Below are 17,080 nucleotides of genomic sequence, written 5' to 3'. Positions count from 1 at the left end.
CGACACAGTGTTGGAAACTGCAGATGAACTCGACAACCTCAAGCGGGATCCGCGCCGGTGGCTGCACAAATCCGTCGACCCAAGTCGGCTCGGGCTGGACACTTTGTCGAGCGTCGGTGGTCGGTCAACCAGAACGAAACGTGCCGGTCAGGGCATCGACGAGTTTCCGTTGCCTTCATCAGCCGCCCCTTGGCGGTAATAGCGAAGTGCGAGAACAAGATTCGCGCGGACTTGGAAGTCATCGAGGTCGGAACCGGTCAGTTGGGCGATCTTCTCGAGACGCGCCATCAGAGTGTGCCGGTGCACGTCGAGTGCTCGTGCGGCGGGCTGGAGTTTGCCGTGGTTCTCGAGCCATACCCTCAGGGTGGTGATCAGCTCGCCATTGTTCGATTTGTCGAATCTCGCGAGGGGCGCCAGGACTCGTCTGGAGACGTGGGAGGCGTCCGAAGCATCGATGAGGTCGGCGACCCCGTCCTGCCAGATTCCGGAGAAGGCGATCGCCCCGGTCTTCCCCGTGCGGATGCCGTACTCGGCGGCTTTCCTCGCCTCTTCGAGGGCGAGTTCGAGTCCGTCCCAGCGGTCGCAGCGGGATCGCCCGATGACCAGGTCGAAGGGTTCGAGATGCGCGATCACCTGCTCGACGTGTTCGGCCTGGAGGAGGACCGCGAGGTCATTCTGGTATCGCGCGTAGAACACAGGCGCCTCGTCGTTGGAGGTCATCGACTCCAGTCGCGGCAGAATCCGTGTGACCTCGAATCGTCGTGGGATGCCCACCATCGCGACCATCGGCGGGACGGGGAGCGGCCCCCATACGCTTTCGAGGATGTGCCGCGTCATGCCGATGTTGCCCGAGAGCAGCAGCTGGAGCAGGGCTTGGCGAAGTGTCGTGTGCAGGGAGGCGAGCGCCTGGTTCTGCTCGAGGGAGACGCTGACCAGCGCGAGAACGCTGGAGAGAACATTCCGCGACACGTCGTCGAAACCTTCGCTGAGAGTGAGGACGAGAACACCCGTCGGATCGGTCGACTCACCCAGCATCTGGACGATGGCCTCGACTTCGTCGCTGACCTGCGCAGTGCAGAATCGCAGCTGCTCGGTCAGTGCCTTTCTCACGACCGGAGCGATCTCGGTTTCACCGACTCGCGGTCCTCTGGGCGCTTCGACCGTGATCACCGAGTGTCCGAGCGAATCGAAGAGGGACACTCCGCAGCCCAGTTGGCGTGCTGTTTCTCGCAGGGTTGCGTTGAGTCCATCGCGCCGGGTCGCTGCGTGAGCGATCGCCTTCTGCGCCCGCAGTGAACGAGTCTGCCGTTCACTCTGGTCCCGTTGAACGACGCGTGCAGCCTCTTGGAGCAGGTCCATGAACGAGATCTCGTAGGGAACATCGAAGAGAATCAGGCTGTGTTTGCTGCACGCGTTGACGAGAGGGCGTGGCACGCCACGATGGACGACGTCGCTACCGAACCCGATTCCGATCACCCCATGAGCAGCGACCAGTGCGGCATAGTCGTCGTAGATCTTCTCGAGCTTGTCGGCGGGGACCCGCACCTCGGACACGGACGGGTCGACTGAGTCGGTGATCGGAAACTGCCAGCCCAGGGTGAGGATGACTTCTGCCGGTCCCAGGAACGGCGTCGGGTCGATCATGTCGGTCGCGTGCAGCCACTCGAATTCGTGGTCGAGGGCAGCCTCAGACGCGGAATCCTCGCTCGGGTCGACGATGAGACGAAGATCGAGCGAGGGATTCTCGAGAAGTTTCCGGAGGCTGAGGCTCACACGTCGATGGTACCGCCGAGGTGATTCAACCGAGGCGTGCGCATGGCAAGGCCGTGCTCAGGGTCGGCTCGTCAGGTGTGGTGAAGAAGGCCCTTCGTGGAGAGCCTGTGTTTCCGTAGGATGAGCTATGACTGATGATGCAGTACTTGCGACGAGCCGTGGAGGGCCGATGAGCTCCGATCTTCCCCCTGTTGTCGATGCCCTTGTCGTCGGAGGAGGTCCTGCCGGGCTGTCCGCAGCCACTTGGCTAGGGCGGTACTGGCGCAGCACTGTAGTCGTGGACGCAGGGAATCAGCGGAATCTTCCTGCTGATCGTGCCCACGGCCTGCTGGGCCGTGATCCGATCACCCCGCAGCAGCTGCTCATCGACTCCCGTGCCGGGTTGGAACAGTACCCCCACGTGGCTCTTCGCCACGGGACGGTCTCATCCTTGCACCAAGATGGTGACGGTCTGTTTCACGCGACTGTCGGCGACGGCGAGATCTCCGCGGGACGGGTGATCTTGGCCACCGGGGTGAAAGACCAGCTCCCGCAGATCGTCGGCTTCAGCGATCATTACGGCGTCGACGTTCACCATTGCCCGGCTTGCGAGGGGTACACCGCTCGTGGTCAGACGGTGATCGTATTGGGTTCTGGTGCCCAGTTGCCCGAGTACGCAGCGGAACTGCTCGACTGGGCCGACACCGTGCGGATCATCAACGACCCCACCGTCGACGGAGTCACCGACGACCAGCGGGCTACGCTGGCCAGTCATGAGATTGACGTCGTGGACGGTGTCGCTGAGTCATTGGTCGGGGCACCGGGAGCTCTGAGCGGAGTGCGGTTGGCAGGTGGAAACCTCGTCAAGGGTGGCACTGTCTTCTTCTCTTACGGCCATCACCCCGTCCATGACCTCGCCCAACAGCTGGGATGCGAACTCGACCACGAGGGCCGAATCATCGTCAACGACTTCCAACTCACCAGCGTCGACGGGGTCTACGCCGCGGGGGACATCACCGCGGGACTGCAGCTGATCCCAGTCGCCATTGGCACAGGAACAGTCGCAGGAATCGCCTGCGCGACCTCGGTGCGCGGACACCCTACCGATAGCCCGACACCCCACCCGGCCCCGCCTGCGAACCGGTTCGCAGGAGAATGACCGTTGCCCACTCACTGCTGCATCGTCAGCACAGGACGACCTCAGATCTTCCGGCAGCAGTGGCAATGTCACTGTCGGGTTCCCGGCACGGAAACTTGGGAGCCGGAACTCTGTCTCTGCATCGAGGCATCAGAAGCGAACGTCTGAGCGATCCAGCTACACGGAGGAGGGCAAAGAATGACCGCCACACCTACAACCCGGCACATCGACGAAGCAGAGAAGGAGGTCTGGTCTGACGATCGCGGAAAGATCTCGTTCCGGACAGTCATTGGAGATGGCAGCACGCCAACGAAAGACCTGTGCTCGGGTGTCGCTCGCCTTGAGCCCGGCGGGTGGTTGGGTCTTCACTGTCATGCTGCGGCCGAGGTGTATCAAGTTCTCACGGGCCGGGGCGTCGTGATTTTGGAGGGCATCGAGCACGCCGTGCGTGCCGGTTCGGGAGTGTACATCCCGTCGAACCGAGAGCACGGTATCCGCAATACCGGCGACGTTCCCCTCGAGTTCGTATACGTGTACAAGACAGATTCAATCGACGACGTGGAGTACGTCTGGTCTTAGGACCAGGATGCCTGGCTCGAATATCGCAGAATCATTCCTCCTAGGAGGAACTGGACATCGATCTCGCACAGGGCACCGAGGAAGTTCGGTATTGATGGTGGAAGTTCAGCCGTCGGTGATGGGCCCACGGTGTAAAACGATCCGCTTCGACCTTGCCGCCTCGTCGTCTCACAGCCCCAGCATCGCATTGACCTCGCCCAGCGACGCCACGGTCCGGTAATTGTACGCCCGAGCGTGCGGGTCGAAGCCCCGGTTGAAGTACACCTTGTTGGTGAACCCGAGGTCATCGGCGGGAATGAGGTCGTAGCGGGTGTGCGAGGAGACGTGGAGGAAGTCCTCCGGCCGAGCGTTCAATGTCTCGAGCATGTACTCGAACGCCTGGTACCGCGGCTTGTACGACTGCGCCTGCTCCGCAGTGAGGACGGCGTGGAAATCGGCGCCGAGGCGAGCCACCGACTTGTTCAAATGCCAGTCATCCCCGTTGGAGAGGATGACCAGCTTGTAGTTCTTGCCCATGGTCGTCAGCGGTTCGACGATGCCGTCGTGGGCGCCCCACGATGCGACCGCCTCACCCAGCACCGTTCCGGCCTCCGGCGTTGATTCGATCCCGTGCCGCTTGCACGCGCGATCGAAGGAGTTCTGCAGGATGGTGTCATAGGGCAGGTAGTCGCCCAACACGGCGTCGTAGCGATACCGGCGGAAGATTGCCGTGAACGCGGCGAACTGCTCGTCATCCAGCTGTCCCCGGGTCAGTTCTCGGGCGGTGTCATTCATATGCCAACTGATGAGGGTCCCGTAGTTATCGAACGACACGTACTCGGGACGGATCTGAAACTGAGCCACGGGGACCTCCTCAATCCAGCAGGTCGTGGCGCACGATCGATTGTTCGCGATCGGGTCCGACGCCGATGACCGACATCCGGCAGCCTGAGATCTCCTCGAGCGCCAGGACGTACTTCTGCGCGTTCGCGGGCAGGTCCTCGAAGGTCCGGGCTCCGGTGATGTCCTCGTCCCAGCCTTCGAAGTATTCGTAGATCGGCTTGGCGTGGTGGAAGTCGGACTGGCTGACCGGCATCTCGTCGTGGCGCTGGCCGTCGACGTCGTAGGCCACGCAGACCGGGATCTCCTTGATGCCGGTGAGCACGTCGAGCTTAGTCAGCACGTAGTCAGTGAAGCCGTTAACGCGGGAGGCGTAGCGGGCAATGACGGCGTCGTACCAGCCGCAGCGGCGCGGGCGACCGGTGTTGACGCCGAACTCTCCCCCGGCCTTCTGCAGGTATTCGCCCATGTCGTCGAACAGCTCCGTGGGGAACGGTCCGGCACCCACGCGAGTGGTGTAGGCCTTGACGATGCCGACGACCCGGTTGATCCGGGTCGGGCCGATGCCCGATCCGACACACGATCCACCGGCGGTCGGGTTCGAGGAGGTCACGAACGGGTAGGTGCCGTGGTCGACGTCGAGCATGGTCGCCTGGCCGCCCTCCATGACGATGACCTCGTCCCGGTCGAGGGCGTCGTTGAGCATCTGCTCGGTCTCGGCGACGTAGGGACGCAGGCGATCGACGTAGCGCAGGAAGTATTCGACGATCTCATCGACGCTGACTGCGCGACGGTTGTAGACCTTGACGAGCAGTTCGTTCTTCTGCCGCAGCGATCCTTCGATCTTCTGCCGCAGGATCGACTCGTCGAAGATGTCCTGCACTCGGATGCCGAGACGACCGACCTTGTCCATGTACGCCGGGCCGATGCCGCGACCGGTGGTGCCGATGGCCCGTTTGCCGAGGAATCGTTCCGTCACCTTGTCGATCGTCTGGTGATAGGGCGCGACGAGGTGGGCGTTGGCTGAGATCCGCAGCTTCGAGGTGTCCGCGCCGCGGGATTCCAGGGCGTCGATCTCTTCGAACAGGGCCTCGAGGTTGACGACCACGCCGTTGCCGATGACCGGCACGACATTGGGTGAGAGGATCCCGGCCGGAAGCAGCTTGAGCTCGTACTTCTCCCCACCGACGACAACCGTGTGGCCTGCGTTGTTCCCGCCGTTCGGCTTGACCACGTAGTCAACGCTGGTGCCGAGGATGTCGGTGGTTTTGCCTTTACCTTCGTCGCCCCATTGAGCGCCGACCACAACGATTGCTGGCATGAGTTAAGTTCACCCCGAAGTGAAAGAGAGGGAGTCAGTACCGGATCAGTCTACTGGGTCACCCCGACGCGACGTTCCCCGCGGGCGGACCACGGCGAGTATTCCGACCAGGCGAGTTGCCGTCCCGCAGGTCTTCCCGAACCCGTGGGGGTCTGCATAGACTCAGCAGATGAGAGACAGTTCGAAGCACTTCGCACTCCCCGCAGCCCTGTGCACCGGGGCAGCCGTGCTCGGCGCACTGGGCACGAAGGTTGATTCTCACTGGTACAAGAGCCTGCGGAAACCGACGTGGCAGCCGCCCGGCTGGGTCTTCGGTCCCGCATGGACCACGCTGTACGCGTTGACGACGATCGCGTCCGGGCGAGTCCTCAACCGACTGCCCGACCAGGCATCCCGCAGCACGTTCACTCGCAACCTTGCCGTCAATATGACGATCAACGTCGCCTGGAGCTGGCTGTTCTTCTCCGCGCAGCGCCCGCGGGCGTCCCTGCTCGATTCCGTGGCCCTTGAAGCGTCGACGCTGCAACTGATCAAGAAAGCCGCCGAGGTGGACCGCACCTCCGCGCTCCTGCTCACTTCCTACGCCGGCTGGGTGGGGTTCGCGACCGTGCTCAACAGCGAGATCGTCCGCCTGAACCCAGAGGGCGCTCGCGCACCAAGACTCTGAGCTATTCCCGAGAACCTGACCTCCTGGCCGATGCGAACGAACCGGAGTTTGATGCTCGAGCTCAGGCCAGCATCTGACCCAACGGGTTGCGCGGTCCACATGCATAGGACGATTAATATGTAGCCAAAAGCAGGACGGGCGTGACGGCCAAAGATTCATTAGGCGGCGATAAGCCTGCAGTCGATTTAGCCCACTCTCGCCTGCACTCGCTGAACTGGTTCCTCCAGCAAATTGTTCCTCGTGCTACAACACCACTCGACAGTCATTCTTCGGATTCCCGCTCATGGAGCTGATTGGTCAATTCAATTGTCGCTAAATACCACCAGAAAACCCAATCAAGGAATACTGGGTCGTAGTCTGCCTTCTGACTCGCTGTTTTATGCCGGATGTGAAACTCGTTGGCAATTTGGAACAGCGAGCCTTCATCCTTCTTGAATAATTCCTGCTTGAGTCTGGCCCTTCTCTCCTCCAATATGTAGGCGAGAGATACGATCGCAGAGCGCTTGTCATGCTCGTCGGCGTCCCGTTTCCTGAACAGCGCGATAGCATGTCTGACCGCACCTCCGGCTGAACCGGAGGAGGATGCCGCGGAATCAATGAGGTCAGACCGAGCCAGATCTGTGATGATAACCATTCTCCCGACATCCTCGCCGATGTTGGAAATTCGTACATTAAGTTCGTTGTTCTCACAGATCGCGTTTATCCGCCACCGGTATATCTTCATCCCCGTTGTCGACGAGAAATCTTCATAGTGCCACCCGCAATCATTGAACGAGTGTTGCACACGACTGCGCGGTCTTGCGACAAGGTCATGAATGACTTCGATGGCATCGCAGAAGAGGTCGAGGTCGGAAGCCAGGCGTTTGGGGCTGAGCGGCCAAAGGTCTGCACGGTCAACTTTTCGAGCCATAATCTCGGAAGGATCTGAGCGCGAAGGATCGTCCGGACAATCTTTCCCGAAGCTTTTCTCCAAGTATCCACGTTCCTCCAACTCGAGAACGAAGTCGGTGAACTGAAGAGCCGCCACAGACATTCGGGCATTGTTTTCCCTGCCCTCATGCTTACGTTGCGACCAGTAGGGACGGTTGTGCGGGCTGTACTCTCGCACTTCTCCGTCTCTTGCCATCTTGATGAGATCCGCAAGCAACTTGCGCGTTGGGGATCCCTTTGGCGGTTGGTCAAGAGTCTGACCCCACATCGGTGTTACGACGGCAAGCTGTCTAGCGGGCTCGCTGTCGGCCGCACCCACAAACGCATCTTCTAGCAGAAGTTCGAAACGTTTCTCCCAAAGAGGGGAATGAGGTTCATTGAAAAGTTCAGCTGCCTCTTCTACGAATACAGATTTGGGCCATCGCAACTGGTTCTTTTCTTCACTGAAGTTCACGCACACCGCCTCTCTGCCTCTAGCCTAGAACATCCGTCTAAACTCACGGGGGCAGATCTTACGGCTGCGACCCCGGCGTTGCTGTGCAAAAGTCTCGGTTTTGATATCGAGGCTGCCGAGCACGCGAGGGCCCTTGGTCTCGCCCGCTACGCTCGACTGCGATGACCATACTCACGATCTTCTATAGCAAAATAGTGGGTCACTCGCGAGGCTTCCTATCGCGGCACCCGCCGGGCGGCCTTCTCGATGTTCTTCGCCATCTGCGGGAAGATCAGCCGGTGGAACGGTGAGACGAACGCCCAGTAGAGCTCTCCCCGCAGTCCGCGAGGAACGAACAGCGCCCGCTGCCGGTACCGGCACCCCGCCCGACCGCCACCAGTCACGCCCTCCTCCACCGTGAACTCCAACCACGCATCCCCGGACATCTTCATCTCGGCGCGCAGGAGCAGCCGGGATTCCGGCTCCAGAGCCTCGACGCGCCACCAGTCGACCGGATCCTCCACCCGCAGCGAGTCGGGCAGGCGGCGTCCCCGGTTGAGGCCGACGCCGCCGACGATCTTGTCCCAAACCCCGCGGACCTTCCACGCCAAGGGCCAGGAGTACCAGCCGTTCGCCCCACCGATCCCGACGACCACGGACCACAGCTGCGCGGCAGATACGCCCGGGAAGAAGAACGTCCGGTCATCGGTGTAGGGCCTGCGCCCCGCCCATTGCGGATCATTGGGCAGCGGGTCAGCCGCCCGTGCCAGCACACCGGTGTCGGCATCCCAATTGGTGTCGACGGCGCCCTCGGTCTCCCGCTGCAAAGCCAGCCGCACGGCCTGCTCGTAGCTGAGCAGCCCGGTCGACGGCGGCGGGATGAGAGAGTCGATGTCGCGCTCCGACGCCACGGCGTCTTCCTGCAGCGACTGGACAAGAGGCAGCGTCAGTGAGAACGGCAGTGGCGTCACCAGGCCCACCCACAGTCCCGACAGCTTCGGCGCCGGCAGCGGGATGGAGACGACGTGGCGGGGCTTGAGCCCGGCGATGCGGGCGAAGGCGCGCATCACCTCGGCGTAGGTGAGGACATCGCGCGAGCCGATGTCGAAGGCACGGTTGACCGGCTCGGTGATGTCGACGGCGGCGATGAGGTAGTAGAGGACGTCGCGCACGGACAGCGGCTCGATCCGGTTGGACACCCAGTTGGGGGCGGGCATCCAGCGCAGTTTCATCGCGAGGTGGCGGATCATCTCGAACGAGGCCGACCCGGAGCCGATGATGATCCCGGCTTGGAACACGACCGTGTCGACTGCGGAGTCGAGGAAGATCTGCCCGACCTGCGCCCGCGACCGCATATGGGTCGACAGCGACTCCGTTTCGGGATGCAGCCCACCCAGATACACGATGCGGCTGACCCCGGCGCTCTCCGCAGCCTCGGCGACCCGGGCGGCGGTGCGGGCCTCGCGAGTCTCGAAGTCGCTGCCCGAACCCATCGAGTGAACAAGATGGTGGACGACGTCGATGCCGGCCATCGCCTCGACGAGGCCCTTGCCGTCGTCGAGGTCGACCCGATGGACGTCGACGTCGCCGGCCCACGGGACCCCCTCGAGCTTCTCGGGCGAGCGCACTGCGACGCTGACGTGGTGACCGGCTTGGAGCAGGCGCGGCACGAGGCGACCGCCGATGTAGCCGGTCGCCCCGAGCACGAGCACCCGGCGCGGCGTAAGAGTTCTGCGGATGATCTCAGTGTTCACGTCCATGCCGGTCCCCCGCTCAACGTAACGTCATTGAGCCCAGCGTAACGTCATTCGCCTGCGGCGATGGCGTCGATCGCGCTCGGATCCGAGGCGCGCAGGAAGTCCTCGATGCGGGCCGCTTCCTCGGCTTCGCCGATCCCCGCCGAGGCGCGTCCCAGGGCGTAGAGCGCGCGGAGGAATCCGCGGTTGATCTCGTGCGACCACGGGATCGGGCCGGCTCCACGCCAGCCGGCGGCGCGCAGGGCGTCGAGGCCGCGGTGGTAGCCGACGCGCGAGTAGGCGTAGGAGTCGACGAGGCGGCCATCGGCGAACGCCTCATCGGCGAGAACCGACCACGCCAGGGAGGAGGCGGGCAGGTCCGCGACGATGTCGAGGGCCTCCTCGCCGGCAGCCAGTCGCCTGCCTGCCTCGACGTCGGCGTGGTCCTCGGGCAAGTAGGTGGGCTGCGGGCCCAGCTGCCCGGCATTGAGGTTGCCGATGTGCGAGGGGTTCCCGATGGGCTGAGTCATGTGCGTCTCCTTAGTGTGTGTCCGTGTGCGATTGTCCGTCGCCGAGGTGATTCCTCGGTTCTCGTGTCAGTCCGTCTTCACGGCGGACGGTTGGATGGCGTAGGGGTTGGTGCTCAGGGCGCCGAAGATGTCCTTCTTCGCCAGTTCCGTGAGCTGCTCCTTCGACTTCACGCCGGTCGCCCACACCTCGAGGCCCGAGTCGAGCCAGGTGTCGACGTCTGCGGCGTCGACGGCGATCATCGTATAGCCCTGGGACTTCAGCTCCTCGGCGCTCGCGGAGGCAAAGTCGCCGACGAACATCGCGGCGATGCCTGCGGACTTGGCCGCGGCCGCGACCTCGGGGTTCGAGGTCCGCACGATCGTCGATTTCTCGGCCTTCGCCTCGGCGATGGGGGCCAGTGCCTTGTCGGCGAGTTCGGTGGGTTCGATCTGGGGCATGAGCACGGTGGTGCCGGCGAAGCTGTCGACGGTCTCATCCCAGGTGATCGGCTCTCCGGCCGAGTTGCCCTCGCGCGGGGACCTGATGCTCAGGTCGGAGAAGGTGTCGCGGTTGAGCTTGTCGAGGCCGCCGGTCGCACCCATCAGCTCGGGGGCGAGTTTGGGGTCGGCGGCGACGACCGTGCCGTCGCCGAGCTCGGCGAGGGTGGGCGCGGGGAGGTAGCCGAACTTCACGTCTTCGGTGAAGGCGAGCTTCGAGTTGGCGGGGTAGACGGCCGATCCCCCGTCGAGCGCGGCGACGGCCGGGTGTTCGAGGGCGTCGACGGTGAGGTTCTCGCGGGGGGCGAAGGCGTTGAACAGGAGGACGACGATGACGCCGATGACCACGACCGCGCCGGCGATCAGCGGGGCGTTGAACTTCTTCGGCTCCGGGCGCTCGGGCACAGGGGTGCGATCTGCAGTGCTCATCGGCTGCCATCCGTCGTGGTGCCGGCTCCGGTGACGAGGCCCTTGAGGAAGCCTGCACCCCAGCACAGGTGCATGGTGGGTAGGACGAGTCCGAACCAGAAGCGTTCGCGGCGGCCGCAGTCCTTGGCCTTGCCTGCGGTGGCGATGATCGCGGCGATGTAGGCGAAGCTGGGGACGTGGACGAGTGAGGTGAAGCGGCGCAGGAACCTCGGCCACCGTTTCGTCTGCCCGCCCAGCTGCAGGAGCGCTTCGATCAGGCTGGCTGTCATCCCGAGCACGAGCACCGGCGGCGCGAAGTAGCGGATCGAGTTCTTCGACCCGTAGCGGCGGATGAGTTCGGCCCGCCAGATCCCAGTGGCCCAGAACTGCTTGGCGATGTTCGACCAGTGCGCGCGCGGCCAGTAGGAGACCTGCAGTCGCGGATCGAAGCGGATGCGCCCGCCGGCGCCGCGGATGCGCAGATTGAGCTCCCAGTCCTGCCCGCGTCGCAGCCCTTCGTCGAAGCCGCCGAGGTGGTCGAAGACTTCCCGTCGGTAGACGCCGAGGTAGGCCGACTCCGAGTCCTGCGCTTCGTCGCCGGAGTGGTAGGCGGGACCGCCGAGGCCGACGGGTGACATGTAGGCGCGGGCGACGGCCTTCTGGAAGGCGGTCTTTCCGCGGGCGTGCATGAGCCCGCCGCAGTTGGCGGCGCGGGTCTCGGAGAGGACCGTGACGCCTTGGCGGGTGTAATCGGGCGCCAGTCCGGAGTGCGCGTCGACGCGGATGATCACCGGTTGTGTGGTCTGGGCGACTGCGAGGTTGAGGCCGATGGGCGTCGCGGCCTCGGGGTTGTCGACGGTCTTGATCCGCGGATCCCGGGTGGCCATGTCGGCGACGATCCGGTTCGTGTCGTCGGTGGAGGGCCCGAGCGCGATGACGATCTCCTTGTCGCCGTCGTACTCCTGCGCCAGGATCGTCGTGATCGCTTTGGCGATGTGCTCCTGTTCGTTGAGCACGGGCATAATGTAGGAGACTCCGGGGAGCTCGGCCAGCGGCGGCAGGCTGTCCGGGGTCAGGGATTCAGAACGTTTCGACACGCTCTCAATCTTCCCATATCGCGCCTGGGCGTCTGCTCATGGCGCTTTGAGGCTCACCGCACCTTCTCGTACCCGAACCGCCCCAGCACTCTCTCGACAATCCCGGGCTTCGACGCCCTCACGACCGGAGCCGCTTCGCTCGGCACAGTCTCTTCAACCGGCCCCGCCTCTTCCGTGTGCCTCCAGTAGCCCTCGCTCTTCGCAATCGCCGAGATGTCCGGCTTATAGGGAGGGGCGACGAATGACAGGTGAGGACGTTCCCAGGCGATGTGCCGGCGCACGACCTTGGCCGGAGTTCCCACCGCGATGCAGTTGTTCGGAATCGTCCGGGTGACGACGCTGCGGAAACCGATCACCGACCCATCCCCCACGTCAGCCCCACCCAGCGCGACCGCCTGAGCGCCGAACCAGACGTGGCTGCCGATCCGGATGTCCTTGACCGGGTTGGCTCGCAGCCCGGTGTCGACGTCGAAGATCGGGTGGCCGTCGTCGGCGCGGAACTGGTTCTCGCTCGCGATCATCACGTCGTCGCCGAATTCGACGGTCGCCCCTTCGACGGCGCTGACGATGCACATCGTTGTGGTGGTGACGTCTGCGCCGATCTTCACCGTGGCGTCCTGGCCGATGCGGATGTTCATCGCGAAGCCGTGCCGCGCATTGGGTCCGATGATCAGGGTCCCGTTGTCACAGTCGAAGACGACGAGCAGCCGTTTGATCCGCGCGCGAGGGTCGACGATGATCCGGTTGTTCCTGCCGCGGATTGTGATCGCGATGTTCTTGTCGAATACTGTCGGCGATTCAACAACGTTGCCGTCGTCGTCAGAGAAGTCTGCCAGACTCGTGAGCTTCTTCACGCTCGGCAGGCTACCCGCCCCACCCACTCCTCCGCGACTCCGCCCGGACGCCGGACCCGGAAAACTCCAGCTCAAAACCGTCACTTGCAGACAGTCACCTTGTCGCTACTCAAGCCTCTGATCACGTCAGATGCTGTCAACTACGGTCGTTCTACCACAGAGGAAGTCGCAGGACAACCTGTAGCATCGCCGAGAACTCTCGTCACGCCGAGGTGACCCACAGGTCGCCGAGCCGCGGGTGAATGAACACCTGACCGTCGGCCCGTCGCCGAGAAATGCCGCCACACGACCACGGATGAGGACTACATGGCCGTTCAGGAGCACCTGCTCACCGTCGTTATCGAGGCGCCCGCGCCACTGGATCGCGAATCGACCACCTACCGCCGCCTCATGTCGGCACGTCTGCGCTGGGAGTCGGAGTTCACGGTTCGCGTCGTCGAAGAGCCATTGACCACCGCCCTGATCACTGAGCTCTGCGCAACGGTTGGCAGCAAGTACATCGTCTTCGTCCGACAGACTCACCAGATCACTGCGACCTACCTTCCGACTCTCCTCAAGTTCCTCAGCTCGAGGACTGTCTACCTGGCAGAGCCATTCAAGTACACGGGCGCCATTCCCAAGCAGTTCGCGTCGACATCGATCGACCGGAACTACCATTACACCCGCGACACGGATGTCTACGGCGTCGCATTCAATGTCGGTCGCCTCGGCGATGTTCTCGATGCGATCCGCGACGTCGACCGCACCGGCGTGTACCTGGCGTACCGCCTGTACTGGTCCATCAACTCGGTCACTCCGCTCGAAGAGGGCTATTCCGTCTCATCCGACACCAGCTCCGCCATCGGCATCAGCCCGCAGCCGGACGTCTCCCGGCTCGTCCCGCTGATTCCGACTCCGTCGAGCTCGATGCGCCTGCATCTGCTGCGGCACCTCGTCCTGTTCCTCCGCGGCCTGCGCGAAACGGAACGCACCGACGTCACGCTCGATCACCTCCGCGGACTTGTCAGCACATTCGATCTGACGAAGAACCTCGATCTGGCTGAGCACATGCACGCCTTCGAATGCGCCTGGATCCGGTGGCTGGACCGGCCGGATACGAAGGAGCACCTGTTCAAGCAGCTGTCGGACCAGGATGCCTACCTGGTGTTCGATGACGCCCCGCATGATCAGAGCGACAGCAGAGACCGCCGCGACGAAGGCATCGCCCGCGACGGCCACCTCGGCGAATCCTCCGATGTGGTCCTCCACCGGATCGAACTCGGCGAGGAGACCCTGACGGTTGTGAAGTCCTACCTGCCGCGCGACCTCCGTCCGGAGCTGGATTCGCCGGACCACTATGACTTCTACCGTCGACCGATCACCGCGGACTCGGTCATCCTGTTCTTCGACCGCCCGATGCAGGCCGATGACAACGCCGAGCACCTCTATGCTCACTTCACCGCCGAGCACCCCGAGTTCACCCAGGCGTACTTCGCGCTCAATCCCAAATCCCCCGATTGGGAGAGGCTGTCCGCGCGCGGCTTCAAGCTCGTGCCGATCTTCACCCCAGAGTTCTACGAACTCTTCCTCCGCTCCGACCTCGTGGTGTCCTCGCAGATCTTCAACCTGCGGCACCAGGGCAAGACGCTCGCCAACTCGCGATTCGTCTACCTGCAGCACGGCGTCCAGCTCAACGACATGTCGAACTGGGTGGCGTCGAAGTTCTTCGACGTCTTCGTGGCCACCGGCAAGGTCGAAGCCGACTACCTCAAGACCGTGGCCCCGGTCGAGACGCTCAACTCCGGACTCCCCCGACTGCAGACGCTGAGCCGGGACTCGGAGGGCTCACGCGACCTGCTTTTCATGCCGACGTGGCGGTTCAACCTCCATCAGGCCTCCCCCGAGCACTTCCGCGGCTCCCAGTACTTCCAGGCCATCAATGCCGTGCTCACGGACAGGGCGCTGCTCAACTACCTCGAGCGCACGGATCGGACCCTGCACGTCAAACTGCACCCCAACATCGAGAAGCGGGCCGCGCAGTTCTCGTTCTCCCGCCGCGTGGTGCGATCGGAGCTCAGCTACCGCGAGGCGATATCCGCCGCGGAGTTCGTCTTCACCGACTACAGCTCTGCCGTGCTCGACGCCGCTTTCGTCGGCACCCCGATCGCCTACTACCAGTGGGACGCGAGCGACTTCTTCCACGAGCAGCCGTACGAAAGCCGACTCGACTATCGCTCCGAGGGCCTGGGCCCGGTCTTCACCGACCATGCGGAGCTCGTCGTGCACATCACCGCCGAACGCTATGCCGAATCCGATCCGGAGTTCGCTCGCCGCAGCGAACGGTTCTTCGAAGGTGTCGACACCGAAAGGATCAACGACACCATCATCGAGAGGATGCTGAGCCTATGACGAACCCCGCGGCCAAGCTGCGCCGTACGCTCGCGAATCAGGCGAAGCGGGCGGCGTACTCACCGACGGTCCGCAACCTCGCACGCACGGCGATCACCTCCGAGAAGGCTGAGCCCCTGCGCAGGAAGCTCGCCGCCAAGGGACTCGACGGCCACGTCCGACGCTTCACCTCGGAGTGCCTGCCCAAGGGCATGTACTTCGCGAAGCTCAGCATTGACGACTGGCAGAAGTTCAAGGGCGAATCGTTCCAGCTCCTCCAGGGTTCGACCGTCGTCTACGGCAACGAGATCGAACCACCCGCCAAGGGCTTCCCGCTGGAGTACCGGAACATCATCGTGACATCATCCGATGTGGCGAAGTTCCGCCTCTCGATCGACTCCTCCTTCAGCCTGCAGATCGGGCACGGGGCATTCACCACCCCACAGCAGGTGGCCTACGACAAGCAGTACGGCGTCGAGCAGCACGGCGACGTGTTCTACTCGCTGCGCGGCAACACCACCTCACCATCGAAGCTACTCATCACCTTCCCCGGTTTCGGTCCCTCGACGTCGCGCATCTCCTACGCGGTGAGCTACCTCAAGGCCCTCACCGACGCGGACCTCAGCGACACCCTGATGGTCTGCTTCCAGGATCGCTACCTGGCGGCAGGCTCCTACATGCTCGTCGACAACGGCGGCCGGTCCCTCGTCCAGAGGGTCAATGACGTCATTCAGGGCTTCATCGATCGTTACGGTATCGCCGAAGACCAGATGCTCTTCTTCGGGGCGTCGAAGGGCGGCAGCATCGCCATCCAATACGCCGAGAACCACCCCCAGGCGCGTCTGCTGGTCGCCGTGCCGCAGATGAACCTGCGCTACTACCTGGACAAACCCTTCTTCAAGGACAACATCTTCGCCCAGGAAGGAATGCACTCGGTCCCGCAGCCGGAGCGGCTCATCCGCAACTACTTCGCCGAAGGCCGCACGATCGACTACTTCTACACGAACACCGACGAGCAGAGCAACCACTCGCTCATCGAACTCGTCGAGGACGTCCCCGGTCTCTCCAAGTACCGCGTCGACGGCCAGCACGGCGAGGTGGCCCGCAAGGCACTGCCCACGATGCTCGCCATCATGCGCCGGTTCCTCTCTGATCACACGGGTTCTTCGACCACCACAGTCGATGAAGTCCACTGCTTCAATCACGACGGCGCCCGTGCCCTGCAGGTCCGCGTCGATCCGGATCAGACGCCGGTAAGTGCCGCGAACTGGTACCTCGAAGGCACGCTGGGGCGCACGAGGTTCCTGCAGTTCCTCTCCGATCATCACCTGCCGTTCGTCAAGTACACCGACGAACAGCAGAGGCTGCACCCGGAGATCGACGATCTTCGTGGACTTCGCAGCATCGTCGCCTATGACCAATCCGGTGGAGAGTGGATCGCAACACTGCCGCAGACCTATGAGCTCACCGAGGACGTTCTGCCCCGACGCACCCACCCGACCGCGACGCTGCGCCTCGACGCTGAGGGACCCGCCGAGTACGTCATCGTCCGCGACACCAAGGTCAATCGCTTCTCCTACGACTGCCGCCGCGGCACCGGCAATGAGCCGAGGATCGATGTCCACATCGTGCCCGACATCGATGCCTTCGACCTCGCCGAGGTGAGACACCGTACCGATGCCCGCTTCGTGGCCGCCGTGGAAGCCCTCGAGTCCGGTGAGCTCGTCGACCTCATGGTCAACCGGCTGTTCCTCGTCTCCGCCTGCGACTCGGCAGCACTCTTTGTCCACGATCTTTCCCTCAGTGAGCCGGCAACACAGGTGCTCGCCGAATACTCGGCGACCCGCACGACTGTGGCGCTGGACAACGCAGCCGCAACTCCGGTGAGCGTCTTCGCGCAATTGGACCTCGACCCCGCAGAACCGTCTGTCCAGAAAGTCTGAGTTCGCTCTCCGATTTCGTCAGCCTGGAC

At 63.4% G+C, this 17,080-nt stretch carries 14 protein-coding genes; 5 read left to right on the top strand and 9 right to left on the bottom strand.

Annotation, left to right across the window (positions count from 1 at the left end):
- Positions 1-147 precede the first annotated feature (147 nt).
- Positions 148-1,773: a helix-turn-helix domain-containing protein gene (locus tag RIT73_RS06080; RefSeq protein WP_309131167.1), complete on the bottom strand. Its 1,626-nt coding sequence runs from the start codon at positions 1,771-1,773 to the stop codon at positions 148-150.
- 127 nt (positions 1,774-1,900) lie between these two features.
- Here RIT73_RS06080 and RIT73_RS06075 point away from each other — a divergent pair, with 127 nt between their 5' ends.
- Positions 1,901-2,911, top strand: a complete 1,011-nt coding sequence (locus RIT73_RS06075) for an NAD(P)/FAD-dependent oxidoreductase (RefSeq protein WP_309131166.1) — start codon at positions 1,901-1,903, stop codon at positions 2,909-2,911.
- 177 nt (positions 2,912-3,088) lie between these two features.
- A complete protein-coding gene (locus RIT73_RS06070) occupies positions 3,089-3,469 on the top strand; it encodes a cupin domain-containing protein (RefSeq protein ID WP_309131165.1) in 381 nt (126 codons plus the stop codon).
- A 168-nt stretch (positions 3,470-3,637) separates the two neighbouring features.
- Here the strand turns inward: RIT73_RS06070 and RIT73_RS06065 are convergent, their stop codons facing one another.
- Positions 3,638-4,312 carry a haloacid dehalogenase type II gene (locus RIT73_RS06065; RefSeq protein ID WP_309131164.1) on the bottom strand — a complete coding sequence of 225 codons (675 nt, stop codon included), beginning with the start codon at positions 4,310-4,312 and terminating at the stop codon, positions 3,638-3,640.
- Positions 4,313-4,322: 10 nt separating this feature from the next.
- A complete protein-coding gene (locus tag RIT73_RS06060; RefSeq protein ID WP_309131163.1) occupies positions 4,323-5,609 on the bottom strand; it encodes an adenylosuccinate synthase in 1,287 nt (428 codons plus the stop codon).
- A 169-nt stretch (positions 5,610-5,778) separates the two neighbouring features.
- On the opposite strand from RIT73_RS06060, the gene RIT73_RS06055 reads away from it, so the two are divergent.
- Positions 5,779-6,276: a TspO/MBR family protein gene (locus RIT73_RS06055; protein WP_309131162.1), complete on the top strand. Its 498-nt coding sequence runs from the start codon at positions 5,779-5,781 to the stop codon at positions 6,274-6,276.
- A 262-nt stretch (positions 6,277-6,538) separates the two neighbouring features.
- Here RIT73_RS06055 and RIT73_RS06050 read toward each other — a convergent pair whose 3' ends face one another.
- From RIT73_RS06050 to RIT73_RS06025, 6 genes are all read right to left on the bottom strand, one after another.
- On the bottom strand, positions 6,539-7,660 hold the full coding sequence (locus RIT73_RS06050) for a hypothetical protein (RefSeq protein WP_309131161.1): 1,122 nt from the start codon (positions 7,658-7,660) through the stop codon (positions 6,539-6,541).
- Between the two features lie 215 nt (positions 7,661-7,875).
- Complete coding sequence (locus tag RIT73_RS06045) at positions 7,876-9,399, bottom strand: SDR family oxidoreductase (RefSeq protein ID WP_309131160.1); 1,524 nt, start codon at positions 9,397-9,399, stop codon at positions 7,876-7,878.
- Between the two features lie 44 nt (positions 9,400-9,443).
- Complete coding sequence (locus RIT73_RS06040) at positions 9,444-9,905, bottom strand: DUF3151 domain-containing protein (protein ID WP_309131159.1); 462 nt, start codon at positions 9,903-9,905, stop codon at positions 9,444-9,446.
- A gap of 66 nt (positions 9,906-9,971) precedes the next feature.
- A complete protein-coding gene (locus RIT73_RS06035) occupies positions 9,972-10,811 on the bottom strand; it encodes a hypothetical protein (RefSeq protein WP_309131158.1) in 840 nt (279 codons plus the stop codon).
- Positions 10,808-11,887 (bottom strand): glycosyltransferase family 2 protein, encoded by a 1,080-nt coding sequence (locus RIT73_RS06030; protein WP_309131157.1) that lies wholly within the window; start codon positions 11,885-11,887, stop codon positions 10,808-10,810. Before RIT73_RS06030 ends, RIT73_RS06035 begins: the two co-directional genes overlap by 4 nt.
- A gap of 53 nt (positions 11,888-11,940) precedes the next feature.
- Entirely contained in the window at positions 11,941-12,741 is an 801-nt protein-coding gene (locus RIT73_RS06025; protein WP_309131156.1) for an acyltransferase, read from the bottom strand.
- Between the two features lie 306 nt (positions 12,742-13,047).
- Here RIT73_RS06025 and RIT73_RS06020 point away from each other — a divergent pair, with 306 nt between their 5' ends.
- On the top strand, positions 13,048-15,129 hold the full coding sequence (locus tag RIT73_RS06020; RefSeq protein WP_309131155.1) for a CDP-glycerol glycerophosphotransferase family protein: 2,082 nt from the start codon (positions 13,048-13,050) through the stop codon (positions 15,127-15,129).
- Positions 15,126-17,051, top strand: a complete 1,926-nt coding sequence (locus RIT73_RS06015) for a hypothetical protein (protein ID WP_309131154.1) — start codon at positions 15,126-15,128, stop codon at positions 17,049-17,051. Before RIT73_RS06020 ends, RIT73_RS06015 begins: the two co-directional genes overlap by 4 nt.
- Positions 17,052-17,080 lie beyond the last annotated feature (29 nt).

This window comes from Brevibacterium sp. (assembly GCF_031179145.1).
Lineage (GTDB): Bacteria > Actinomycetota > Actinomycetes > Actinomycetales > Brevibacteriaceae > Brevibacterium.
The sequence above is the reverse complement of the archived record's forward strand: the minus strand, read 5'-3'. Positions and strand labels throughout refer to the sequence as shown.

Coding starts and splice junctions, on each gene's coding strand:
- RIT73_RS06070 (WP_309131165.1), top strand. CDS start 3,089: ATGACCGCCACACCTACAACCCGGCACATCGACGAAGCAGAGAAGGAG.
- RIT73_RS06020 (WP_309131155.1), top strand. CDS start 13,048: ATGGCCGTTCAGGAGCACCTGCTCACCGTCGTTATCGAGGCGCCCGCG.
- RIT73_RS06045 (WP_309131160.1), bottom strand. CDS start 9,399: ATGGACGTGAACACTGAGATCATCCGCAGAACTCTTACGCCGCGCCGG.
- RIT73_RS06015 (WP_309131154.1), top strand. CDS start 15,126: ATGACGAACCCCGCGGCCAAGCTGCGCCGTACGCTCGCGAATCAGGCG.
- RIT73_RS06075 (WP_309131166.1), top strand. CDS start 1,901: ATGACTGATGATGCAGTACTTGCGACGAGCCGTGGAGGGCCGATGAGC.
- RIT73_RS06040 (WP_309131159.1), bottom strand. CDS start 9,905: ATGACTCAGCCCATCGGGAACCCCTCGCACATCGGCAACCTCAATGCC.
- RIT73_RS06055 (WP_309131162.1), top strand. CDS start 5,779: ATGAGAGACAGTTCGAAGCACTTCGCACTCCCCGCAGCCCTGTGCACC.
- RIT73_RS06035 (WP_309131158.1), bottom strand. CDS start 10,811: ATGAGCACTGCAGATCGCACCCCTGTGCCCGAGCGCCCGGAGCCGAAG.
- RIT73_RS06060 (WP_309131163.1), bottom strand. CDS start 5,609: ATGCCAGCAATCGTTGTGGTCGGCGCTCAATGGGGCGACGAAGGTAAA.